Annotated in this window: 18 protein-coding genes and 2 pseudogenes; 13 read left to right on the forward strand and 7 right to left on the reverse strand. The window is 50.2% G+C overall.

The features are described 5' to 3' along the window. Nucleotides 1-168: 168 nt before the first annotated feature. Nucleotides 169-2526, reverse strand: coding sequence for a glycoside hydrolase family 3 C-terminal domain-containing protein (locus FYJ73_RS03850; RefSeq protein ID WP_154533393.1), 2358 nt, complete (start codon nucleotides 2524-2526; stop codon nucleotides 169-171). 43 nt (nucleotides 2527-2569) lie between these two features. Next, nucleotides 2570-3859 carry a glycoside hydrolase 5 family protein gene (locus FYJ73_RS03855; RefSeq protein WP_154533394.1) on the reverse strand — a complete coding sequence of 430 codons (1290 nt, stop codon included), beginning with the start codon at nucleotides 3857-3859 and terminating at the stop codon, nucleotides 2570-2572. 254 nt (nucleotides 3860-4113) lie between these two features. Here FYJ73_RS03855 and FYJ73_RS03860 point away from each other — a divergent pair, with 254 nt between their 5' ends. From FYJ73_RS03860 to FYJ73_RS03905, 10 genes are all read left to right on the forward strand, one after another. Continuing rightward, the gene (locus FYJ73_RS03860; RefSeq protein ID WP_154533395.1) at nucleotides 4114-6474 is read left to right on the forward strand and encodes a bifunctional dihydroorotate dehydrogenase B NAD binding subunit/NADPH-dependent glutamate synthase; all 2361 of its coding nucleotides are present in this window, start codon (nucleotides 4114-4116) and stop codon (nucleotides 6472-6474) included. Nucleotides 6475-6489: 15 nt separating this feature from the next. Continuing rightward, on the forward strand, nucleotides 6490-7629 hold the full coding sequence (locus FYJ73_RS03865; protein WP_154533396.1) for a hypothetical protein: 1140 nt from the start codon (nucleotides 6490-6492) through the stop codon (nucleotides 7627-7629). Nucleotides 7630-7751: 122 nt separating this feature from the next. Then, the gene (locus FYJ73_RS03870) at nucleotides 7752-8627 is read left to right on the forward strand and encodes a nucleoside phosphorylase (protein ID WP_154533397.1); all 876 of its coding nucleotides are present in this window, start codon (nucleotides 7752-7754) and stop codon (nucleotides 8625-8627) included. Between the two features lie 8 nt (nucleotides 8628-8635). Beyond that, nucleotides 8636-10075 (forward strand): tRNA uridine-5-carboxymethylaminomethyl(34) synthesis GTPase MnmE, encoded by a 1440-nt coding sequence (gene mnmE, locus FYJ73_RS03875; RefSeq protein WP_154533398.1) that lies wholly within the window; start codon nucleotides 8636-8638, stop codon nucleotides 10073-10075. Nucleotides 10076-10318: 243 nt separating this feature from the next. Continuing rightward, entirely contained in the window at nucleotides 10319-11530 is a 1212-nt protein-coding gene (locus FYJ73_RS03880; RefSeq protein WP_154533399.1) for a site-specific integrase, read from the forward strand. Continuing rightward, a complete protein-coding gene (locus FYJ73_RS03885) occupies nucleotides 11502-12554 on the forward strand; it encodes a hypothetical protein (protein ID WP_154533400.1) in 1053 nt (350 codons plus the stop codon). The genes FYJ73_RS03880 and FYJ73_RS03885 overlap by 29 nt, the downstream gene beginning before the upstream one ends. 67 nt (nucleotides 12555-12621) lie before the next feature. Then, entirely contained in the window at nucleotides 12622-13434 is an 813-nt protein-coding gene (locus tag FYJ73_RS03890; protein WP_154533401.1) for a hypothetical protein, read from the forward strand. Between the two features lie 146 nt (nucleotides 13435-13580). Then, the gene (locus FYJ73_RS03895; RefSeq protein WP_154533402.1) at nucleotides 13581-14003 is read left to right on the forward strand and encodes an excisionase family DNA-binding protein; all 423 of its coding nucleotides are present in this window, start codon (nucleotides 13581-13583) and stop codon (nucleotides 14001-14003) included. 8 nt (nucleotides 14004-14011) lie between these two features. Then, on the forward strand, nucleotides 14012-15094 hold the full coding sequence (locus tag FYJ73_RS03900) for an AAA family ATPase (protein WP_154533403.1): 1083 nt from the start codon (nucleotides 14012-14014) through the stop codon (nucleotides 15092-15094). Nucleotides 15095-15143: 49 nt separating this feature from the next. Then, nucleotides 15144-16046 carry a toprim domain-containing protein gene (locus tag FYJ73_RS03905; RefSeq protein WP_154533404.1) on the forward strand — a complete coding sequence of 301 codons (903 nt, stop codon included), beginning with the start codon at nucleotides 15144-15146 and terminating at the stop codon, nucleotides 16044-16046. A 91-nt stretch (nucleotides 16047-16137) separates the two neighbouring features. Here FYJ73_RS03905 and FYJ73_RS15680 read toward each other — a convergent pair whose 3' ends face one another. Next, entirely contained in the window at nucleotides 16138-16326 is a 189-nt protein-coding gene (locus FYJ73_RS15680; RefSeq protein ID WP_206081676.1) for a hypothetical protein, read from the reverse strand. 157 nt (nucleotides 16327-16483) lie between these two features. Here FYJ73_RS15680 and FYJ73_RS03915 point away from each other — a divergent pair, with 157 nt between their 5' ends. The 3 genes from FYJ73_RS03915 (at nucleotide 16484) to FYJ73_RS03925 (ending at nucleotide 19589) form a co-directional block, all read left to right on the forward strand. Next, nucleotides 16484-17170, forward strand: coding sequence for a hypothetical protein (locus FYJ73_RS03915; RefSeq protein ID WP_154533406.1), 687 nt, complete (start codon nucleotides 16484-16486; stop codon nucleotides 17168-17170). Between the two features lie 686 nt (nucleotides 17171-17856). After that, the gene (locus tag FYJ73_RS03920) at nucleotides 17857-18249 is read left to right on the forward strand and encodes a hypothetical protein (protein ID WP_154533407.1); all 393 of its coding nucleotides are present in this window, start codon (nucleotides 17857-17859) and stop codon (nucleotides 18247-18249) included. Beyond that, nucleotides 18246-19589 carry a relaxase/mobilization nuclease domain-containing protein gene (locus tag FYJ73_RS03925; RefSeq protein ID WP_154533408.1) on the forward strand — a complete coding sequence of 448 codons (1344 nt, stop codon included), beginning with the start codon at nucleotides 18246-18248 and terminating at the stop codon, nucleotides 19587-19589. The genes FYJ73_RS03920 and FYJ73_RS03925 overlap by 4 nt, the downstream gene beginning before the upstream one ends. Before the next feature lie 4 nt (nucleotides 19590-19593). Here the strand turns inward: FYJ73_RS03925 and FYJ73_RS03930 are convergent, their stop codons facing one another. The 4 genes and pseudogenes from FYJ73_RS03930 to FYJ73_RS03945 all read right to left on the reverse strand — a co-directional run bounded on the left by FYJ73_RS03930 (nucleotide 19594) and on the right by FYJ73_RS03945 (nucleotide 22931). Next, nucleotides 19594-20517, reverse strand: a complete 924-nt coding sequence (locus FYJ73_RS03930) for a DUF1848 domain-containing protein (protein ID WP_154533409.1) — start codon at nucleotides 20515-20517, stop codon at nucleotides 19594-19596. 2 nt (nucleotides 20518-20519) lie between these two features. Next, nucleotides 20520-20888 (reverse strand): annotated as a pseudogene (locus tag FYJ73_RS03935) (winged helix-turn-helix transcriptional regulator). Between the two features lie 127 nt (nucleotides 20889-21015). After that, nucleotides 21016-21965, reverse strand: a pseudogene (locus FYJ73_RS03940) (IS1595 family transposase). Nucleotides 21966-22073: 108 nt separating this feature from the next. Next, a complete protein-coding gene (locus tag FYJ73_RS03945) occupies nucleotides 22074-22931 on the reverse strand; it encodes a hypothetical protein (protein ID WP_235899212.1) in 858 nt (285 codons plus the stop codon). Nucleotides 22932-22946: the final 15 nt, after the last annotated feature.

A 22946-nucleotide genomic window follows, 5' to 3' on the forward strand; every position in this document is an offset into this window, starting at 1 on the left:
TTCGGACTTCCGAACTTCACTATGCTTCCTGCAAAGTTTGTTCCTAAACAATTAACCTGACAATACTGGCCAACATGTCAGTTAACGGGCTGACGAAATGACAGCCCCCCGTAACCCTCACAAAGGAGAGGGGTACAGGGAGACTGAGGAGTACGTGGGGTGAGGCCGTTATTTCTTTCTGAGCAGATTGAGCTTGACCTGCGGCTTGAGGGCATCGGAGACCTTCTCGGTGTAGGCACCCAGCTTGACGGTAGTCTTGCCGAGGATATGCTCCACGTTGTCGCCCACCATGAAGGTGTAGTCACCGGCCTCACCTTTCCACTGGCTGCCAGCCTCGTCGAAACTTGTCAGCAGACGGCGCGGCACGCTCATGGTCAGCGTCTGACTCTCGCCGGGGTTGAGCATACGGGTCTTGGCAAAGGTCTTCAGCTCCTTGGCGGGCATCTCTTCCCCGCCCTTGGGTGAGGCGACATAGACTTGTGCCACCTGCTTGCCAGGGCGCGAGCCGGTGTTTTTCACGGTCACCTTCACCGTGACGCCTTGCCGCCCGTCGGCTTTAGCCGAGAATCCAGACATGGAGAAGGTGGTGTAGCTCAGACCATAGCCGAAAGGATAGGCCACGGGCTTGTTGAAGGTATCGAAATAGCGGTAGCCAACATAGATGTCCTCGTCGTGGTCGGTGTAGTTGACTCCCTTGACACGATGGTCATAGAGAGCGTCGGTCAGACCGTAGTAGTCGGGCTGGCTCGGGAAGTTGGCCGTCGAGGGCACGTCGGTGGCTGCTATCGGCCACGTCATCGTCAGATGTCCGGAGGGATTGGCTTTTCCCGTGAGCACGTCGGCGACAGCGTTTCCTCCCTCTTCTCCCGGCTGCCATGCCACGAGGATGCCGTCGACAAGACTGCGCCAAGACGCCGTCTCCATCACCGATCCGGAGTTGATGACGACGATGACGGGCTTGCCCTGCTGATGGAAGACGCTGCTCACGCAGCTGATCATCTGCTTCTCCTGCGGGGTGAGGTTGAACTCGCCCTCGATGTTGCGGTCCATGCCCTCACCGGCCTGGCGCCCAATGGTGATGATGGCAGCGTCAGCCTCGGGAACCTCATGCTCCACACAACGCTCGGTGATGTCGATCTCGTCGAGCTTAGGCTGACCCTGGTCGAGGAACCACATCCACGGATTCTTGTCAGCCTTGAGCTTGGATTTGGCATAAGCCACATATTTAGTATAGATGTCGGTGAGCTGTGGTGTGGTAGAGACACCGGCGTTTTTCAGTCCGTCGACCATATCCACGACGTAGGGCACGTTGACACAGCCCGAGCCCAGGCCGCCACTCATGAAGTCGTAGCTATTGACACCGAAGAGTGCCACCCGCTTGATGCCCTCCATGGGCAGTACTGCCTTGCCGTTGAACATGTCGTTTTTGAGCAACACCATGCCCTCAGTGCTCGTCTGCCGGGTCACCAGCGCATGTGCCTTGAGGTCAGGCTTGTTGCTGAACGCGTATTGGCGGAAGCGCGGTGTCTTGACAATATACTCCAGCATGCGACGCACGTTGCGATCCACATCCTTGATGTCGAGCTTGCCCTCTTTGACGGCCTTGATGATGTCCTCAGCCTGAGCCGGATAGCCCGGCATGAGCAGATCGTTGCCCGCCTGCACCTCATCGGCGACGGGCAGATCAGCGCGCTTGCCGATCCAGTCGGTCATGACAATGCCCTTGAAACCCCAGTCATCGCGGAGCACCTTGGTGAGCAGGTCGTGGTTGCCCTGAGCATAGACGCCGTTGATCTTGTTGTAGGACGACATGATCGTCCACGGCTTTGCCTCGCGCACAGCCATCTCGAAGCCACGGAGATAGAGTTCGCGCAGGGCACGCTGCGAGACACGCTCGTCGACACGCGTGCGGTCGCTCTCCTGTGAGTTGACGGCAAAATGCTTCATCGACACACCGACGCCCTGACTCTGTATGCCACGAACCATGGCTGTGCCGATCATTCCCGTGACTATGGGGTCCTCGCTGTAGTATTCGAAGTTGCGGCCACAGAGCGGATTGCGGTGGAGGTTCATACCCGGGCCGAGGATGACGTCGCAGCCATACTCCAGGGTCTCGTTGCCCTCACAGCGCCCCACCTGCTCCACGAGGTCGGTATTCCACGTGCAGGCCAGACAGGTGCCCACGGGGAAACCGGTGGCAAAGAAAGTCTGACTGGTTCCCTCGCGGTGGGCGTCGATGTGCACACCGGCAGGACCGTCGCAGACTACCGTGGCGGGAATGCCCAGCCGCGGGATGGCCACGGTGATACCGGCTGCTCCAGCTACTAATTTCTTCTGATGGCCGAGCATGGAACCCGAACCGACAAAGCCGTCGTTGCCGCCACCGACAAGCATCTGTGCCTTCTCTTCCAGGGTCATCGCCTGGAGCACCTGGTCGATGTTGTGAGCATTGAGTTGTGGGGCCTGAGCCGATGCCGCACTCGCCACGCAAAGCGACAACACCATTGTAGATAGTTTTTTATTCATAATAATAATAAGTAATGATGTATAATAATATAATATGTGTTGATCAATGCAACTTCTTGAACTGACGGATCACGCCGCTGATGATGCGAAGCGTGGAGCTGTCGCAGTCGAAAACCGAGTTGAGCCCCTGCTGCTCCTGTGCAGGGTCGTTGGTGTATGGATCCCCCACCTGCCACTGCTCATGGCGCGGCCGGGCTTCCCCACCCCATCCCCAGAAGTTGCAGCCGGCGAAGCATCCGCCCCGACGGGCATTGTCGGCCACAAGCTGGAAGACATATTTATAATAGGTGTCGCGCCCCACCGTGGGAGAGCCCGGACGGAAGCTCATGCCATCGCGCGGATAGCCAAACTCCTCCATGACAAGGGGCTTGCCCAGCCGCTGGCAGATGGCAAGATGGCGCGAGATGTAGTCCCGGGTGTTGGCACAGGCGCGCGGCAGATTCTCCACCAGCGAGTCGGCTTTTGCCCATCCCCAGTTGTAGGGCCACAGATGGACATTGCAATAGTCGATATTCTTGTCGGCACAGATGCGCTCATAGCATCCGTAGTCGCCCTCGCAGCCCCACGCGCCCTCACTGCCGATGGAGATGAGATGGTGCTTGTCGATGCTGCGGATGAGTGCCGAGGTCTGGCTGAGCCACTGCTCAAAGGCTGGGATGGCCTCCTTGGAGAAGGCACGCGGCTCGTTGCCGATCTGCCACGACATGATGGCGGGGTCGTCGACATAGCGCCGATGGGTGTAGCGGTTGGTGCGGCCAAGGATGAAGCGCACATAGTCGTAGAAGAGCTGATGGGCTTTCTCGTTGCCGGCAAACAGCTCAACAAAGTTCATAAAAGCAGGATAGCCGGCTTCGTTGGGGCGCGGTGCCTTGCCCAGCCCTGCCTGCTCGAGATAGTAGCCGTAGCCGCCGCTCCACTCCCACGAGTTGTTGAGATAGAGCACGGCGACCATCTTGCGCTTGCCCATCTGCTGAAGCAGATAGTCGAGGCCGGCGAGGATGGTATCGTTGTAGACGCCAGGAGCCTCCTGCAGCGTGGGCTCTACCTTGGTCTTCACACCACGCTGCCCGTCAGAGCCCACAAGAATACGCAAGTTGTCGATGCCCGCCGCCTTCAGCCGGTCAAGCTCACGACACAATCGCGCGCGGTCACCGCCCTGACCCGTAGAGCCAAGAATGGCACCATACCATAGATTGGTGCCAACATAATAATAAGGTTTGCCGCCGCGAAAGAACTTGCCGCCGTGGCACTGCACATATTGGGCTTGCGCCGTAAGAGGTAACAACAATAGCATGATGAGTGCCGATAACAGATGTCGCAATGTTGAATTCATGATGTCATTATTAGGTTTAGAATATTCACTTAGGCAAAGATACTGCAAATCATCGAAACCTCATTGCATTATCTTTGCAAATAATAGTATTTTGTTTGCAACTATTTCGCCCATGCCGCGCTTTCTTTGCCAACAGCATGACTTTTTTCATAGTTTTTTCTCTGCTATGAGCTATTTTAACGAATATTCATTGAGAAAACTCATTTTTTATTGCTATCTTTGTACAAAAGAATAGACCAAAGACAAAGACTGAAATGAACAAGATTCTTAAGAAAACACAATTCTCGGAAAAGGTGTTCTGCCTGGAGGTAGAGGCACCGCTCATCGCGCGCAGCTGCCGCCCCGGGCACTTCATCATCGTGCGCGTGGATAAGGACAGCGAGCGTGTGCCCTACACCATCGCAAAGTCCGACCCTCTCAAGGGCACGCTCACCCTCGTCGTGCAAGAGGTGGGACTGTCCTCAACCAAGCTATGCCAGCTCAATGTCGGCGACCAGGTGCAAGATATCGTGGGACCGCTCGGCAACGCTTCGAAGATTGAGAAACACGGCACCGTGGTTTGCGCCGGGGGAGGCATCGGCATTGCAGCGATCCTGCCCATCCTCACGGCACTCAAACAGGCCGGAAACCGCGTCGTCTCGGTGCTCGCCGGACGAACGAAGAATCTTGTCATCATGGTCGATGACGTAAAAAAATACAGTGACGAGGTCATCATCATGACCGACGACGGCTCCTACGGCGAGAAAGGCGTGGTCACCGTCGGCGTGGAAGAGGTCATCAAGCGCGAGCATGTCGACAAGGTGCTTGCCATTGGGCCTCCGGTGATGATGAAATTTACCTCGCTGCTGGCTCATAAATATGGTATACCCAACGATGTATCGCTCAACACCATCATGGTCGACGGAACCGGTATGTGCGGAGCCTGCCGTCTGACAATCGGCGGAAAGACGAAGTTTGTGTGTATCGACGGCCCAGAGTTCGACGGAGATCTCGTCGACTGGGATGAGATGATGAAGCGAATGGGGACATTCAAAGGCGTGGAAAAAGAGGAGATGGAACACTATGAGCAACACCTCCACCACGTCGATGAAACGAAACACTGTGGGGCTTGCAACACGGCTGAAACGGTAGCAACCTCGCCCAATGACGGAAAGGAACCCGTGGAAAGCCTCGTTGACCGCAACGCCCCTTGGCGTGAGGAACTAAGGAAAAAGATGACAGCTAAGGAGCGCAAGCAAATCGTGCGCGTGAGAATGCCCGAACTCGACCCCGCCTACCGCGCCACCACTCGTACCGAGGAGGTCAACAAAGGGCTGACGCTCGACATGGCCATGGGCGAGGCACGACGCTGTCTCGACTGCGGCAAACCCAGCTGCGTCGAGGGATGCCCCGTGAACATCAACATCCCCTCGTTTATCAAGAACATCGAGCGCGGACACGTCCTCGATGCTGCCCGCGTGCTGAAGATGACCTCTGCCCTGCCCGCCGTCTGCGGCCGCGTATGCCCTCAGGAGAAACAGTGCGAGAGTCAGTGCATACACCTGAAGATGAAAGAGCCCGCCGTGGCCATCGGATATCTCGAGCGCTTCGCCGCTGACTATGAGCGCGAGAGCGGACGTGGCGTGCTGCCGGAGGTGGCACCCGCCAACGGCATCAAGGTGGCTGTCGTGGGATCAGGACCCTCAGGACTCAGCTTTGCTGGCGACATGGTGAAGAAAGGCTACGAGGTCTATGTCTTCGAGGCTCTCCACGAAATCGGAGGCGTGCTGAAATATGGCATCCCAGAATTCCGACTGCCCAACCGCATCGTTGACGTGGAAATCGACAACTTGAGAAAGATGGGCGTGCACTTCCAAACCGACTGCATCGTGGGCAAAACCATCACGGTGAAAGATTTGGAAGAAAAGGGATTCCGAGGCATTTTCGTCGGTTCAGGAGCCGGACTGCCCAATTTCATGGACATCCCCGGTGAAAACTATATCAACGTGATGTCGAGCAACGAATATCTCACCCGCGTCAACCTCATGGATGCGGCTAACCCCGACACCGATACGCCTATCAACATCGGTAAAAAGGTGATCGTCGTCGGCGGCGGCAACACGGCAATGGACTCCTGCCGCACGGCTAAAAGACTCGGTGCCAACGTGACACTCGTTTACCGTCGCTCCGAGGCTGAGATGCCTGCACGACTCGAAGAGGTGAAACACGCAAAGGAAGAGGGCATCCACTTCCTCACCCTACACAACCCTAAGGAGTATCTCGCTGACGAAAACGGACGCGTGCGCGCCGCTGTGCTCGACGTCATGGAACTCGGGGAGCCCGACGCCTCCGGAAGACGACGCCCGGTACCTACCGGGAAAATTGAAACCCTCGAATGCGACCAGGTCATCGTGGCGGTAGGCGTCTCGCCCAACCCACTGGTGCCAAAGAGCATCCAAGGATTGGAACTCGGACGCAAAAATACAATCGTGGTCAACGACGAAATGAGATCGAGTCAACCCGACATCTACGCCGGAGGAGACATCGTACGCGGCGGAGCTACGGTCATACTGGCCATGGGTGACGGACGACGCGCCGCCGCCAACATGGACAAGCATCTGAAAGAAGCTAAATAGACATTCTGTTTTAATATGAAGAAAATACAGGCATGGATCCTCACGGCACTGCTCTTCGTAGCTGTGCCCGCGGGGGCTCAGAAACGAAACGCTGCGGTGAAAGGAAAGGCGGCCGCTGCGATGAGGAACAACGGAAATGGCGGAAGGCTACTCTTCAACACGCTGCTCCCCGCCACGGCGAAAGTGATGGTCATCGACAGCGTGGTCGTTGGTAAAAACGACTTCCTCAGACATATTCCTCTCAACGAGGAGGCGGGGAAACTATCCGTAAAAAGAAAAATCGGAAACAACGTATTGGCTCAATACGAAACCGAACTGGGCGACCGACGATTCTATGCCGTGGGCGACAGCACTTCTAGTGCGCTATACATGCAGACCAAGGTAGGCGGAGAATGGAGCCAGCAGTCGTCTCTTGCCGACATCAGCGACGAGGACTATCACTACCAAAACTTTCCCTTCCTCTGCGCCGACGGTGTCACGCTCTTCTTCTCGGCAACAGGACCAAACACCATAGGCGGAAGAGACATCTTCATGACTTCATACGACAGCGACAAGGATGAGTGGCTACAACCGCAAAACTACGGACTGCCCTTCAACTCCACGGCCAACGACTATCTCTTGGCTATCGATGACCTCGACACGCTCGGATGGCTTGTCACCGACAGACATCAGCACGCCGACAGCGTGTGTATCTACACCTTTGTACCCACTCAGGTGAGAAAAAACTTCACCGCTGACAACCTCTCTGCAACACAACTGGAGCACTTCGCGCAAATACACAGCATCGCTGATACATGGACCTTCGGCGACCGGAATGCTGCACTGAGAAGGCGCGACGCGATGATGGCACGCGCGACAACCACCACAACACAAAACCGAACAGCGTTTGTCCTCAACGACAACACGGTTATCACCGATGAAAAACAACTCAACTCTCCTTTGGCACGCAACCTCTTCCGGCAATGGGTGGAGCTCTGCAGCATGATCGACAACACACGAAAAAGCCTCGACGAGAAACGCAACCTCTACGCTCGAGGACAACGCGAACTCAAACAGAATATCCTCGAAAAGGAAAACAGCTTGAGACAGCAGTTGACTGACCTGCACAACGTGGCTAAAAAAATCAGAATGGCAGAAATGAAAAACAAACAATAGCTGCAAACAGTTCATGATAAAAAATACAAACTGATAACAGTAAACGTTACTGGTAAACTGTAAATGTAAACTGGCAACAGTTAGTAGACAGTCGTTATTGTATCTTTAAACCCTTGACAACCATGACAAAGACAATATTTCCTGATTCTGAGCTCGTCATCAACTCCGACGGCTCTATCTTTCATCTCCATCTCAAACCCGAGCAGCTCGCCGATAAAGTGATCCTCGTAGGCGATCCTGGACGTGTCAATCTCGTCGCCTCTCATTTCGACACAAAAGAGTGTGAGACCAGCAATCGAGAATTCCACACCATCACTGGCTACTACAAAGGAAAACGAATCACTGCACTGAGCACCGGCATCGGATGCGACAACATTGACATTGTCATGAATGAACTGGATGCGCTCGCAAACATTGACTTCTCTTCACGTACAGAAAAATCCGCACACCGAACGCTGACACTCGTCAGAGTGGGAACATGTGGCGGCTTGCAGCCAAACACTCCGACGGGAACCTACATCGCCAGCGTGAAAAGCATCGGATTCGACGGATTGCTCAACTTCTATGCCGGTCGCGACGAGGCTTCTGACCTACAACTCGAAAAGGCTTTCAAAGAGCATGTCGGATGGAACCTGAAAATGGGAAACCCATATGTGGCTACTGCTGATCCGCAGCTAATCAATACTATCGCCGCCAACGATATGGTGAAGGGCATCACCATCGCATGTGGTGGCTTCTTTGGCCCACAGGGACGACGCCTTCGCTTGCCTCTGATGGTCCCAGACCTTAATGAGAAAATTGAGAGTTTTGAATATAATGGCTTGAAAGTTAATAACTTCGAAATGGAATCCTCTGCCCTCGCCGGACTCGCTACCCTCATGGGACACAAGGCGATGACCTGCTGTATGGTGATAGCCAACCGACGGGCTAAGAAGATGGAGACAAACTATAAGGGCGATATTGATGGACTCATCACTTTGGTCCTCGATAGAATTTAACAAAATATATGCAGAATTCCTATTCAGATACTATTTGCGCACTTGCAACTCCTACCGGTGGGGCTATTGCGGTGGTTCGTGTCAGCGGACCACAGGCTTTGGCCATCACCGCAAAGATTTTTCATCCGGCGTCACACAATTCCTTGATCGACGCAAAAGCCAACAGCCTCCATTATGGCACAATCCTGCCCTCGTCTGACTCTCATCCTGATTCTGAGAAAAGCAACCTGGACGAGAAAAATCAGGACGTTATCGACGATGTGGTTGTCTCCGTCTGGAGGGCTCCGCATTCTTATACCGGAGAGGATGCCGTAGAAATCAGCTGCCACGGCAGCGCATATATTGTACGGAATATCCTACAGGAACTCATCCGTTCAGGATGCCGCCAAGCTCGAAGAGGAGAGTTTACATTACGCGCTTTCCTTAATGGAAAGATGGATTTGAGCCAGGCTGAGGCTGTCGCTGACCTTATAGCCGCTGACAACAAAGCATCGCACGATATGGCCATGAGCCAGTTGAAAGGACATTTCAGTTCTGAACTCGCAAGACTTCGCGAACAGCTCCTGAAACTCACTTCCTTGCTGGAACTGGAACTCGACTTCTCGGACCATGAAGATCTCGAATTTGCTGACCGGAAGAAACTTTATGACCTTGCGCAAAAAATTAACAATAAAATCGCGACGCTGGCCAAAAGTTTTGAGACGGGACAAGCCTTGAAAAAGGGTATTCCCGTGGCTATTGTTGGAAAGACAAACGTCGGTAAGTCCACATTGCTCAATCAACTGCTGAATGAAGACAAAGCGATTGTTAGTGATATTGATGGCACTACACGCGACACAATTGATGGCACCATAGACATCAATGGCGTTACCTTCCGATTCATTGATACTGCCGGGATCCGGCAGACTGATGATAAAGTCGAAAAAATAGGAATCAAACGGGCGTATGAGCAGATCAACAAGGCCACTGTCATCCTTTGGGTGATAGACTCACGGCCATCTGAGGATGAGATAAAAGACTTATCTTTACATCTTGGTTATGATGTCCGTCTGCACTCTGCTGAGAATGCTTCAGACAAAGCCCTCATCGTGGTCCACAACAAAGCCGATCTCTCTCCTACTCCACTCTTCGAAGGTGAGGTCGCTATTAGCGCAAAGAAAGGCTCCCATATCAGCCTTCTCAAAGAGGTTATCTTTGGAAAAGCGAAGATTCCCGACATTTCCGAAGATACGGTTATTGTCTCCAACACCCGGCACTATGAAGCCCTGCTCCGCGCTCACGCCGATATCACTCGTGTCATAGAAGGTATGTCCACAGGCCTCAGCTCTGATCTCGTCGCCGAAGATCTCCGCCAATGTCTTGACAACCTCGCTGAAATCACGGGCGGAAAAATAACAACCGAAGAGACGCTTGGCAACATCTTCCAGCACTTCTGCATCGGAAAGTGATTGATTGCTAAGAAAATACAAGGAAAAGATAAAATAACGCCGTAAAACACTGATTAATAGGTTCTTAAAAATCTATAACGGTTAGCTTTATTTTTTCGTTTTATCTCTTGTTATCAAAAAGAAATGCCTATTTTTGTCCCCAGTTTGTCCCCCGTGGGACAAAATTGGGGCGAGGGACAAGAAATCAACCTGATTTAAGTTTTGATAACATTTGTATAACTCATCAAATAAAGAAGACTGATTATGGCAACAAAAAGAACCACTAAGACTAAGACCGCCAGTGGCATCAACAAGGAGCCTGTCCGCTTACGCGAGAAAGTGCTTGCCAATGGCAACATCAGCCTGTACTTGGATGTCTATCGCAATGGCAGACGAAAGAAAGAGTACCTGAAGTTGTACCTTGTGCCCGAGAAGACGAAGAAGGACAAGGAACTCAACATGCAGACGCTGGCCACAGCGCAAGCCATCAAGGGAAAAAGACAGATAGAGCTCCAAAACGGCGAGTATTCCTTCACGAGACGGTTTGCCGAGAGCACTCCCTTCCTCGGTTATTTCCGTCAGATGTGCCAGAATAGGTTCAATGCCACGGAGTCGAAAGGTAATTGGGGCAATTGGCACAGCTGTCTCAAATACCTGGAACACTATTGTGACGAGGCAACGACGTTCAAGGAAATCGACAAGGAATGGATAGAGGGGTTTAAGGATTACCTTGACGTTGTGGAACGGGAGACCTACAAGCGGACGCGCAACAAGGACAACGGCCTCTTCCGTGGCTTGTCACAGAACTCGAAGGTGTCCTACTTCAATAAACTGCGAGCTTGCATCAACCAGGCTTACGAGGAACGAATCATTCCCATCAATCCACTGAGAGGCGTACAAGGCTTCAAGGCAGAAGATGTGGAGCGTGTGTACCTCACCATGGACGAACTGAAGGCTCTGACACGTACTCCGTGCAAGTATGAATGGATGCGTGCAGCCTTTCTCTTTTCGTGCCTTACCGGCCTACGCAAGAGCGACATAGAGAAGTTGACGTGGGGAGAAATCCACAAGTTCGAGAACTACCACCGTATTATCTTCAAGCAGAAAAAGACAGGATGCCAAGAATATCTTGACATCAACGCCCAGGCGTATGACCTTCTCGGCAATCCTGGTGACGAGGATGAAAAGGTCTTCTCAGGCTTCTCCTACTCTTCGCAGACACTGCTGGAGCTGAAACGCTGGTGCATTGCTGCTGGCATCCACAAGGATGTGACCTTCCATTCCGGCCGTCATACGTTTGCCGTGATGATGCTCACGCTCGGTGCAGACATCTACACCGTCTCGAAGCTTCTTGGACACCGGTACCTTTCCACTACGGAGATTTACGCCAAGGTGGTAGACAAAAAGAAACAGAATGCCATCGACCTGATCCCAAAACTGAAAGACGATGAAGCCAAGGCAGAAAGTAGTCTATGACATTGCGTGCATCAACAAGGTGATGAAAGAGCTGGCCTGCTGCTCTGCGCTCAGGCCAGGCTCTTACTATCCCATGCTGGATGATGAGCTTGCCAGCCTCGGCGAGTGGACTGCAGAGGTCTATGCCTATATAAAGGAGGATGATTCCGCTATAGTAGGCCAACTGGTAGAGCTGATGTATGATTATCCTGAGTTGCGGCAATACCAGGAGCGTCACCGTAGCGTGATGCCCCTCAATGTGTCCTCTTCCATTTCCAAGGCTGTTGTCCTGCTCCCTACGCTCCGCCGCTTCATCAGCAACCGGAAGCGCAAGGAAAAAGGGCAGTACTTATTCCTTGCAGACGGGTTGGCCAATGAGAAAGCTGCTGCCTTTCTCCAAAGGGCGGTTGACGCAAAGCTGTTGACCAATAGGTATCAGCCCACGCGCAAGACCAGCCTTACCGAGCTGAAGGCAATCGCCTATGCCGTCGGCACGCTCATGCACTTGTCTCCTCGTAAGAAATGGGTGCTCTTTGAGCAGCAATGGTCATGTTCGGACGGAAATATCCGTCATGCCTATATTCCACGTGAGAGGATGGAAAAAATCAACAACGTCATCCGTCTTTACCCGGACGTTGACTTCAAGCCCTTGTTGGAACCTGAGAACCGATATTTGTATTATTCTTGCAAAACTACTCAAAAAAGCAAAGAATACTTATATTTTGTACTGAAAAACGGAGAATATATAAGCAAAACCACTTCCTTTCAGCAATTTTGTCGTATCTTTGCAAGTAACACAAGACGCAAGCCTATACAGTGGATTGCCATGCAATGCCTTTTGGGCTACTTGGTTTACCATGCATTCAAACGTCCCAACGACAAACTGTGGTTGACAACCAGTGAGTGCTTCTCCGTGAATGGAAAGAAACCTAATGCATGTACTCTAAAATCCCATACTGGCAAAATTATAAGAGACGAAACTATACTTGACAAAAAACTGTTGGACATTGCTAAAACATTCAAGGAATTATCTGAATCAGATTGACGATATTCCTCCCCCATGGCACGCAGCTGTGGGGTATGTTTAATTTTTTTATAAATGGATAATGAAGATGAAAAGAGAAGTCTTCTTCGGAACACCTCCAGAATGCAATGCCCGTCCTTATTGCGGTAAGGACGGGTTGATGCTATTCCTGGAACACTTGCACCATCATTATTATTATGAGGTCATTGTCAAGAACCACAGTTATGACCTCTTCGTCGAACAATTCCTCTCCAGTCACAAGCATCTTGATGCAACTGACGCAACCTGCAAGAACGAGCATGCGAGGAACTTGAACTCCATCAGCTTCCTTCTGAAAAGGCGAAGGGACCTTGTCGGCAAGTATCTGTCCACCAGTAATTCTCGCGACGACTACGACAACCTCTGGACTGAGCTGAAAACCGAAGCTCCTGAAACCGAAGTCTACAAACGACCATTCTTTGGCCAGCCTTCCATGGATGACAGAAATGATGTAACCGCACTAACCGTAAGCAACCCTTTTGAATGCCATTTGTCAAATGATGCTTTTGGCATCATTGCCGAGGGGCTCAACATCGCAAAGGTATTCATGAGGCCTGTCAATCCTTGTACTCTGGCTCAGTTGTTTGGCGGTACTCTTCAGCTGCCTTTGGTCGTGCAGAACACAAGGCGGCTCTCCTATTTCTTCCATCTCCTGAGACGGGAGAACTACATCTGCCGCAACTGGCAAAAGGTCATCGAGGACACAAGGATGTTCTACAAACGAGATGGAATCACACCGTTGACGGCCAAGGACATCTCGCCGGCATTGTATTCCGTAACATGCGAAAAAGAAAAAGCGCCTTTTCAAAATGTCATGGAGGGCATCGTGAAACGAATCAAGAAATACTATCTGTTCAACTAAAAAGTTAACATCTGACAATAAAAGGTTAGTATTAACATTCATAATGAAGTTGATACTAACCCTTTTTCTCTAATTTATCATTCTCTGCTTCTATCTTTGCAATCGATAAAATATTAATCACACCAAAAATTAAGCAAAGAAAGAAGATGAACAAACAAGTCCTCTCTACCATGCAAGTTCTGGCGGAAGCCCAGGAAATGTTCGAAAGTGAGAAAGTCGGCACGATGCTGAAGAAGATAGACCGGTTCGAGCAGTTCTTAGTGAAGTTCGACGGTCTTGAGAAACTCATCGAAAGCTACCAGCACCTTGAGAAGCTGCTTTATACGTCAAAGGAATTCCTTTGTGTGGAAGAGGCTGCCAACTATCTTGGCTTTTCGAAGAGCCGAATGTACAAGATGGCGGAAAAGCGCGAGGTCCCTTCATACAAACCAAACGGGAAGAATGTCTTTTTCGCACGCGAGGAACTGAATGACTGGGTCCGCTCGACACGCGTCTCATCTACCGAGGAAATAGAGAGACAGGCTGAAATTGCAGCTAACGCCTATATGTTGAACCGCAAGTCGAATTGAGGATGGATATGAAGCCGGAATTCTTCAATGTGGTTGAGAATATCACCTCAGACAACATCCAAGAGATTCTTCAATACGTCAGACTGAACGTGACCGAGAAATACCCATTCCCGCCCCAGATCGTGAAAGTGAAAGGCACGACCATCGCCACTGTCGGAAACTTCAGTGCCTCTACGGGAAAGCCCAAGAGCAAGAAGACCTTCAATGTCTCTGCCATTGTCGCCTCTGCACTGTCTGGTAAGGAAGTGCTCTGCTACACCACCTGCCTTCCTGCTGAGAAGAAGCGCATACTGTATGTTGACACGGAGCAGAGCCGTCCGCATTGCCACAAGGTGCTGCAACGCATCCTTCGGTTGGCCGGTTTGCCAGTTGACAGCGAGTGTGAGGACATCGACTTCCTTGTACTGAGGGAGTTCTCTCCCGTACAGCGCAGGACGATCATAGACTGTACCCTTGCCAAGCGGAGTGACTACGGACTGGTCGTGATAGACGGCATCCGTGACCTGTTGCGCGACATCAACAGTCCGAGCGAGTCGCTGGATGTCATCAACGACTTGATGAGGTGGTCAAGCTTTTACAACCTGCACATCCATACTGTCCTCCACCTGAACAAAGCCGACGACAACACAAGAGGGCATATCGGCACGGAGCTGAACAACAAGGCCGAGACCATCCTGCAAATCACTAAGAAGATAGACAATGAGAAGATGAGTGAGGTGAAGGCCATGCACATCCGTGACCAGGAGTTCACGCCGTTTGCCTTCGAGATAGGCGACGACTCGCTGCCCCACCTCATTGAGAACTACCAGGCGCAAAAGTCGGCTTCCAAATACTTGTCCTATAAGCAACTTTCCGAAGAGCAGCACCGAGAGGCATTGGAGGCAGCGTTCAAGGAGGCCAGTCAGATGTCTTACGCACAACTCGTAGAGGCAGTCAGAAAGGGGTATGAGAGTATTGGCTATCAGCGTGGACGGAACACCATCATCAATATTATCAAGTTCTTGCAAAACAGCGGAGCCATTGTTAAGACCGACCGTGACTACAGCTACAACCCAGACTTCCACATCAAGGGGAATAGTGGTTTGGTTTAGTCCGCGGGTATATAAGAATAAATCAATGTAAACCAATAACAATACGTTTATGAACATCGACCAAGCAACCCGTCTCAGCATCGTGGAGTTTCTCTCATGGCTGGGGCATCGCCCTGTCACCCAGAAGGGCAGAAAATTCTGGTATGTGTCTCCTTTCCGTAATGAGACAAAGCCATCGTTCAAGGTGAACATGGAAATTAACATGTGGTATGACTTTGGTGAAGGCGCGGGCGGCGGCATCATCTCGCTCGCCAAAAGAGTGTACAACACCAACGACGTGTCCATGGTGCTGCGTCGACTTCAGGACAAGGCACCTTCCACCATCGTGTACTTTTCTCGCCCAGCCCAGCCGCGTGAGCCTCAGTGTACGATGAAAAACGTCGTCAAGAAGCCATTGGAGAGCCAGGCTCTCCTCGACTATGCCCGTCGTCGCGGCATTTCATCCGAAGTGGCCAAATGCTATTGCAAGGAGATCAGCTACGAGATATACGGACGGCGTTACTTCACGATTGCTTTCCCCAACAGCTCCGGCGGCTATGAGCTTCGCAACCCGTACTTTAAGGGATGCATGGGGCGAAAGGACATCACCGTCCTCGAAGGTGAAAAGGTCGCTGAACTGAACACCTCCTGCTGCCACGTCTTTGAGGGCTTCTTCGACTTCCTCTCCTTCCGTGTCCTGCAAGCTATGGGCAAGCTGCGGCTGCCAGCCTATGGCTCGACGCACTATATCATTCTCAACTCTGTCAACAATCTCGGAAAGGCACTGAGGGAAATGACACATGTAGAGCGCATCTTCACCTACCTCGACAACGACCAGGCAGGACGGAAAGCGACGGAGACCATACTCGGCCTCTATGCACCTCGCACCGTTGACCTCTCCTTTATGTTTGAGGGGCACAACGACCTGAACGACTATCTGCTCCATCTCAAAGCAGATGCCAAGAAACAATAGATTTCATACGATGACTATAAGTTAAACAACAGGAGGGACACTCCGTGATGGAATGCCCCTCCTACAATCTCAAGACAAAAACATGAACAGGTTAATTCCGACATACCCTTTCCCTGCGAGGAAATATACTCCGGTATATCTTCCCACCCAACCAATGGAGGAAGAAGCCCAATGCCGTGACAATAGACATCAGGAGGAAACCGATAATCTTCAGTACGAGAATGACAGCACCAAGTATCACAGAGATGATAAGGCCGTAGAGGAAGATGAGTGCGAACATGATGAATTCTGTTTAAGGGTGAATGATGATGTTTGTAATCTCCTTATTTTTATGCAAATATACGAATAATATTTGAATTACACAAGTATTCGACCATCTATTTTCAATAAATATGCAATAATATTCAATCTGTCACAACAACACAAACACAATTTTTATGACTACATATACTGCTCCAAATCTTCAAAAAGCAATCCTAACTTTCAACGTCTTCTTCAGAGAGGACACCACCACGCAGTCGTTTCTGCCCAGCATCATTTCTAAGTCACCAGAGCACTGGGCTCTTTTCCGCAACGTCTTTTCAGAGCAGAAGGACTGCAAGCTCACCATTGTTGACAAGTCCATCGAGACCCCTTTCCACTGCTTGTTGGTAGCATTGTTCTGCAAGCAGTTGGAAGAGGAACTTCAAGTCGGAATGGAGAACATTACGTTGATCCTGTCGCCATTGCACAAAGAGCATGCTCCTCGTAATGAACATGCAGGGAAAGATGTAACCGCTAACATGCCTTTCGACACTACCGACCATCGTAACGACTTCCTGCAAGAGTGCTTCGCCAAGGTCGCATGCCGAAAAGTTAAGATTGCGACGAAACGCAACCCGATACTTTGCAGGGACATCAAAATCACTTCGGGCGATTACATCCTCTACCTCCGCTTTGAGGGAGGGGTTGCAAATGGATGGATGGTGGATGATGCCTATGTGGCAAGTCAGACACCTAAAGAACTCCTGTCTTTCGCTTCCAGTAACGTGAAATGCAAGAACATCTTCACGCACGGCTATAGCCAGAACGGGGTGTTCATTAATGTAGATTTCTTGACAAAATATCATGCGCATAATCTGTAAGACAATACCATGAGGCTTGGGAATGCACGGTGATTGCCCTGTGAACCCCGAGCCTCTAACTCTGACCGATTGATTAGTATAATCATGTGATGACACTTTGCATGGTTATCACAAGATAAGACTTTGCACAATTATCATTGTTATCACATGCAAAGTGTTGGCATATTTATCACGTGCTTAGTGTTTGCACATTTATCACGTGATTAGACTTTGCACATTTATCACGTGCTCAGTGTTTGCACAGTTATCATGTGCTCATACTTTGCAGAGTTATCACAGTTATCACGTGATAAGACTGAGCAGACTTATCACATGATTACACTAAGCACATGATAAGACTTTGCAATCGCATAGTTCGAGCCAGGAAAATACTGAGTCTGCGGAAAAACGAGAATAGCTGACTTTGCAGGCAAAACGGCATATCCGTTTGAGGAACATGACCATATTATTTGTAAATTGAAGCACATCTACATGAACAACGACACTTATCTACTTGAAAATCGGCATTTACGCCCTGTTGATCGGCTTTACCACCGCTACGGCAGTCAATTGGGAGTAGCAAGTTGTGACTTTGTGTCCACAACACCGGCTAAGGCCGATGTTGCGTCAAAAGTCTCACTTGCCTGCTGGAGCAGGGGGAAAATGAGGTCGCAACTCCCAATTTTATCATTTGAAATCCAATCATCATGAAAGAAGGAAGAACTATCATCTTTAAATTCAGACTGACACAGGAGGAGCTGCAGCTCTTCCAAAAGAAAGCAGGAAACTATGGCGGAAACGCCAGTGCTATGGTGCGGGATGCCGTCCGGCTCTTGGACGACAAGGGCGTGAGAGGACAAGTCAATTCAATGAACACACTGATTTCTTTTTACAAAACTTTTCAACAGCAGCTTTCCTGGTTGGGCGGCAACTTCAACCAAAGTATGCACCGTGCCAACGAGCTGGCCATCGCCGGTGAATTGTCGCCCGACTATTTCTCGAACGTCTTATTACCAAAAACAAAGGAGGCTATCTCCATCATTCGACAGCTGAAAGCCGAACTTGACAAAGTCCACGCGCAAATTGAAAACAAACGATGATCATCACCATTCTCCCATCATCCACTACTTTCCACGCCATCGCCTATAACGAGAAAAAGGTCGAGAAAGGACAGGCATCGCTTATAGAGGCAGAGAACATTGGACTCCGGCCGGAAGCTTATACTGCTGACAATCTTCGTGGGTATTTCGAGTTGTACTCTGCCCGTAACACCCGAATACAGAACACCCAGTTCCATGTGGCTGTCAGCTGCAAGGGAAATGAATACTCATATGAGCAGCTGCTTGACATCGCTCATCGCTACCTCAAGGAAATGGGTTATGCGGAGGAAGGGCAACCGCTTTTGGCCTATGCCCATCGTGACACACCGAACAATCATATCCATATCATCACCAGCCGCGTCGCACCGGATGGTCATCGCATATCCGACAAGTTTGAGAAAAGGCGTAGCCGTGAAGTGTGTGAGCGTATCATGCAGGAATATCACTCACAGCAAGCAGGACAGATCATAGATGGTCAGCAGTCAACGTCCGAAACCGCCAACACCGAAGTCTGGAACGAGGCTCTTTCTTACCGTTATACTTCCAAGGCTCAGTTCTACGCCATCCTTGAAAGCATGGGCTATGACTGTAAGGAAGATGAGCAGGATTATTCCGTCAGCTTCTATAAGAACAGCACGTGTCAAGGAAAGCTGTCACTCCAAGAGATTCTTCGTCATGCTAATAAAGAGAACCGCCCCGACAACAGACGACGCCAACAGCTGCGTGCCATCCTGCAAAAGTATCGCAACCTGTCTGCCAACAAGGAAGAACTTGCAGCTCACATGAAACGCAAGTTCGGCATCAGTCTGGTGTTTGTAGGCAAGCCCGACACGCCTTACGGTTACATTGTTGTCGACCACAAGAACAAGACCGTCTATAAAGGTGGAGAGTTTCTAAGCATCAAAGAGCTGCTCCAGTTCGAGGATGCAGCCACTCGCTTTGCCAAGATTGAGCAGACTATCGACGACCTGCTTGCCGACAACCCGAAGCTTACAACAGCAGACATCAACCGCGTCCTTTATCGCCAATTTGGTACGCGCATTCATCGAGGAACGGTTTCATGGAACGGAGATACCATCAACCTGCGAGAGTCTGTTGTTCGTCAGCTCCATGACAACTACTTGGAGTCAAGAGGCATTGTCAAACACGTTAGCACTCATCAGCCAAAGGCAGAGAAGCCACGGCATTCATCTCTCCCAGGTTCTAATCCTAATATCAGTAATATGATGGACAGCCAGGCTGGATCTAAGGATGCTAATCGTGAAAATGAAGTCGGACACGGCATGAACGTGAATGATGTGGACGACGAGCAGAGTCAGCAGGCTAAGTGGCGGCGATAGACGGTTAGAACAACCTGGGCTCTTTGTCGAGGTAGCTTTCCTGATGCAGAGGGACAATCTTGTCAGTGTGCAATAGATGACCTATCATCAAGGGAGAATGTGGGTCGTGAAGAGCGTAATTCTCCTTTGCCTTCACATGGTCGTAGTTGGCATAGCAGTACCGGCAACCGTTGATGCAGGTGTTGTAGTCGCCAAGTCCACGACTCTCCATGCACCTGCAGCCGGGACGGTTGCCTTTCTCAGCTACCTTCTTGAAGTGAAGGCTAAGTGAATGCTCGTAGATTGCCCGTGTCATGCAGCCACTGTTATGGATGCCGTATTGCTCATAACTCTCCTCCGTACCACATGTCTGAATATACAAATGGTGCTTGGCGGCAATCTCGCCCAATCCCTTTGCAATCATGTCTTTCTGTTGTTCCGAAATCGGCAGCAGTTCCGGCATGTGCAACTTCTTATACCACACTACAAAACTGAAAAGGCAGCGGTCAACGTATGGCGCAAGCCGCCTGGCCATATTGTCGAAAGTCTCGAAATGCCGTTCAATGGCGTATTTAGCGGTCAGCAGCACTGGGTCATACCGCCAAATGATTTTCTCTTTGCCGACCTGAGCCGACAGTTCTTTCAGGGTCTCGATACTCTCGTCAATGCCGGGTACGTCTGGCTCTATGTCCTTCCCATAGGCGGTAATGGTGTAGTGGAAGTGGCAGTTGAACCGGCCGGTAATCTCATGCAGCCGTGGCATAATCGGACGATAGTTCTTGCTGCAGAACTCTACCACGTCAATGGTTTCCGGCGAAAGTTCTGTCCGGTTAACCACATCATGGTAGAATGGATTACGGCTAAAGGCATAGCCTTCCCATAAGTGGTTCAACAGCCACTCCGAGAAATTATTCACCATATCAGTCCGTCCTCCAGTATTGAGTATCATGCTTACAATGCAAATTTCTTTCTGTGATTGATAATGGCATCCATATTCTCCAACGACCAATCTACAAGTTGGTTGAGAAGAGGGATGAGCGACAACCCGCGCTTCGTCAGTTCATATTCCACGCGAGATGGCACTTCCGGATAGATAGTTCGCTTGATAAGATCATCAGCTTCCAATTCACGCAGTGTCGATGTCAGCATCTTTTGCGACACATCGGGTATCGCCTTACAGAGATCGCGGAAGCGCATGGGCTGCGAACTGCTTTATAGGGTCAACAGTACCAGCAACGACCAGAGGTTACCAATCCTTGAAAGCACATTTCTAATCGGGTAGCTTGAGAACAGTGGATCTACAACTTGTTTTCTAATTATATCATGTACATTTTATACGCAACAACCGCCACGGACTCGTAACAAGCCCATGACGGTATAGTGTTTGAAAGTAGAGTGTCAAGTTTTTGACTACAAATCATTATATGAATATCCGCAATCATCCAAATCAGTAGATTCTATGCTTGAAACTCGTCCTATAAGTGCATGCGCAAAGTTCAAGCCTGTCGAACAGGTGAAATCCGAAATATCTTCGGTTGAACTTATAGCAGAACTCATTGAGATAGAGCTGCAGGAAATCTGCTTTGACATCGTGATACGTGTTAAGGATACTCCTCTTTACATTGCTTATGGATATGTGTACCCATGGAAGCACCTTGCCGATCATGGTCTTGTCCTTCATCTCATATGCTTTATGCTTAGCGACAATTTTGTTCGCTGTAAGTGCCGCGTAAGACTTCGTGGCATCTGTGGTGGCATCAGCTCCGGCATCTATGAAATTCTTTATTCTGTCTTCCTCCGTAGCCGCCTTCAAGTCCGGTATGACTTCCATCTTGATATGACCGACCCGTTCCCGGTGCTGTACTTCTTCATTGGTGTGTTTGTAGGAACAGAACGTTCCGCCGTGACAAGCACGGCCGTCTTCCGTTGGCTCCCATGTCCACGCTTGAGAGGAAGTCATTTTTCACTCTCAGGCGTCTCCGTGGAGAAGAATCCTTCATCAAGTTCCACCTGGTCAAACAGCTTGTAGAGGCTGTCACGCTTGCCCATCACGTCACGCAGCTTATGCAGCATTTCCCAGACGGGTTGGTAGCGTTCCCTTCCAAGCTGGCGCTGTACCTCCAAGGCGGATATGGCCCGCTTCGTACTTACTATCAGAAACATTGCCACGAACCAATCGAAAATTGGCAGTTTACAGCCTTGCATCACTGTGCCGGAACGGAGGGTAACCTCATGACCGCAATCCATACATGTCCAAGACTTATGGCTCGGATTCCAACTGAGGTGCAAGCCGCCACATTCCGGACAATAAAGAGTATGGCATTCACGAAATTCCCTGAGAGCGTGCTCACAGGCTTCCTCGTCAGGATAAACTTCATAGAAATCAGTCAAGTTCATAATCATTCCTTTCCAATAGTCAAATATAAGCCCACAATTTTTATACCAAGGATTGTCCAGGCAGTGTAAACTTTGCTAATTTGGATGATTGCGGATATTCATTAATCATTAAGCTTTTCGGAGGATATCCCTTCGTTCCATTGCTGGATTTCCGTATAGGTTTAAGTCTTTCCACTCCCTCAAATCCTTGTAATGCACATTTTCCATAGCGGCCTTGAAGTCAAACTCCAAACGCTTTTGTCTCGAAGTGAACAGCATAGCCAGAGGCAAGATCAGCACATGCTTTGTAATGCCGCATAATTTGTCTGGCGATTTGGTTGCCTTGAACGTTCCGAAACACGACTCTATTATGTCTGAAGATATTATATGCAAGTCTTTATCTGTTTTCAGAACTTTGCATTCGTCACGCAAGTACTCGTACATGTCTATGCCCGTCATTCTCATTCTGTGCGTGGCACCATTTGCAGTGACAAGGGTTCTCGCAATGTACCATTGAAGAAAATATGCCAAGTTCTTGCTCAATCCATCCTGCTTGCACCTTTTCTCTACATATGCCATGCACTCAATGACCGCGTCCAACTCCGTAATAAGGCTCTCGTATTCTTTCGCGAACTTGCATGCTTCCTTTCCTTCCGATGTTAGCGTGTCGTACTTGCCAACCGTGTTCTTTGCCCATCCAATCCACTGGGAACAGTTCATAAACCTTGCAATCGCCCTTTGCTTTGGTGGCAGGAATATGGCCTTGTTCGTCAAGTGGTATTTCAGTCTGTTCTTCTCCATTATTTCTGTAAGTTTCTTGAAGTTAATGCAGTTACCGTAGTGCTTCTTCAGTATCACTCCAAAAGTGTGGCTGATGTCACGGTGGTGCGTTATGCCCAATTGCCGGCATGCACCGCACAAGTTATATCCGTTGTCGGTGACGGAGTATTTAGGGCCATTCCCTATGCGCTTGTGCGTCTTGTCCATTTGTTGCTTTGTCGC

It is taken from the genome of Hallella mizrahii, from assembly GCF_009695775.1.
Lineage (GTDB): Bacteria > Bacteroidota > Bacteroidia > Bacteroidales > Bacteroidaceae > Prevotella > Prevotella mizrahii.

Coding starts and splice junctions, on each gene's coding strand:
- FYJ73_RS03850 (WP_154533393.1), bottom strand. CDS start 2,526: ATGAATAAAAAACTATCTACAATGGTGTTGTCGCTTTGCGTGGCGAGT.
- FYJ73_RS03855 (WP_154533394.1), bottom strand. CDS start 3,859: ATGAATTCAACATTGCGACATCTGTTATCGGCACTCATCATGCTATTG.
- FYJ73_RS03860 (WP_154533395.1), top strand. CDS start 4,114: ATGAACAAGATTCTTAAGAAAACACAATTCTCGGAAAAGGTGTTCTGC.
- FYJ73_RS03865 (WP_154533396.1), top strand. CDS start 6,490: ATGAAGAAAATACAGGCATGGATCCTCACGGCACTGCTCTTCGTAGCT.
- FYJ73_RS03870 (WP_154533397.1), top strand. CDS start 7,752: ATGACAAAGACAATATTTCCTGATTCTGAGCTCGTCATCAACTCCGAC.
- mnmE (WP_154533398.1), top strand. CDS start 8,636: ATGCAGAATTCCTATTCAGATACTATTTGCGCACTTGCAACTCCTACC.
- FYJ73_RS03880 (WP_154533399.1), top strand. CDS start 10,319: ATGGCAACAAAAAGAACCACTAAGACTAAGACCGCCAGTGGCATCAAC.
- FYJ73_RS03885 (WP_154533400.1), top strand. CDS start 11,502: ATGAAGCCAAGGCAGAAAGTAGTCTATGACATTGCGTGCATCAACAAG.
- FYJ73_RS03890 (WP_154533401.1), top strand. CDS start 12,622: ATGAAAAGAGAAGTCTTCTTCGGAACACCTCCAGAATGCAATGCCCGT.
- FYJ73_RS03895 (WP_154533402.1), top strand. CDS start 13,581: ATGAACAAACAAGTCCTCTCTACCATGCAAGTTCTGGCGGAAGCCCAG.
- FYJ73_RS03900 (WP_154533403.1), top strand. CDS start 14,012: ATGAAGCCGGAATTCTTCAATGTGGTTGAGAATATCACCTCAGACAAC.
- FYJ73_RS03905 (WP_154533404.1), top strand. CDS start 15,144: ATGAACATCGACCAAGCAACCCGTCTCAGCATCGTGGAGTTTCTCTCA.
- FYJ73_RS15680 (WP_206081676.1), bottom strand. CDS start 16,326: ATGTTCGCACTCATCTTCCTCTACGGCCTTATCATCTCTGTGATACTT.
- FYJ73_RS03915 (WP_154533406.1), top strand. CDS start 16,484: ATGACTACATATACTGCTCCAAATCTTCAAAAAGCAATCCTAACTTTC.
- FYJ73_RS03920 (WP_154533407.1), top strand. CDS start 17,857: ATGAAAGAAGGAAGAACTATCATCTTTAAATTCAGACTGACACAGGAG.
- FYJ73_RS03925 (WP_154533408.1), top strand. CDS start 18,246: ATGATCATCACCATTCTCCCATCATCCACTACTTTCCACGCCATCGCC.
- FYJ73_RS03930 (WP_154533409.1), bottom strand. CDS start 20,517: ATGATACTCAATACTGGAGGACGGACTGATATGGTGAATAATTTCTCG.
- FYJ73_RS03945 (WP_235899212.1), bottom strand. CDS start 22,931: ATGGACAAGACGCACAAGCGCATAGGGAATGGCCCTAAATACTCCGTC.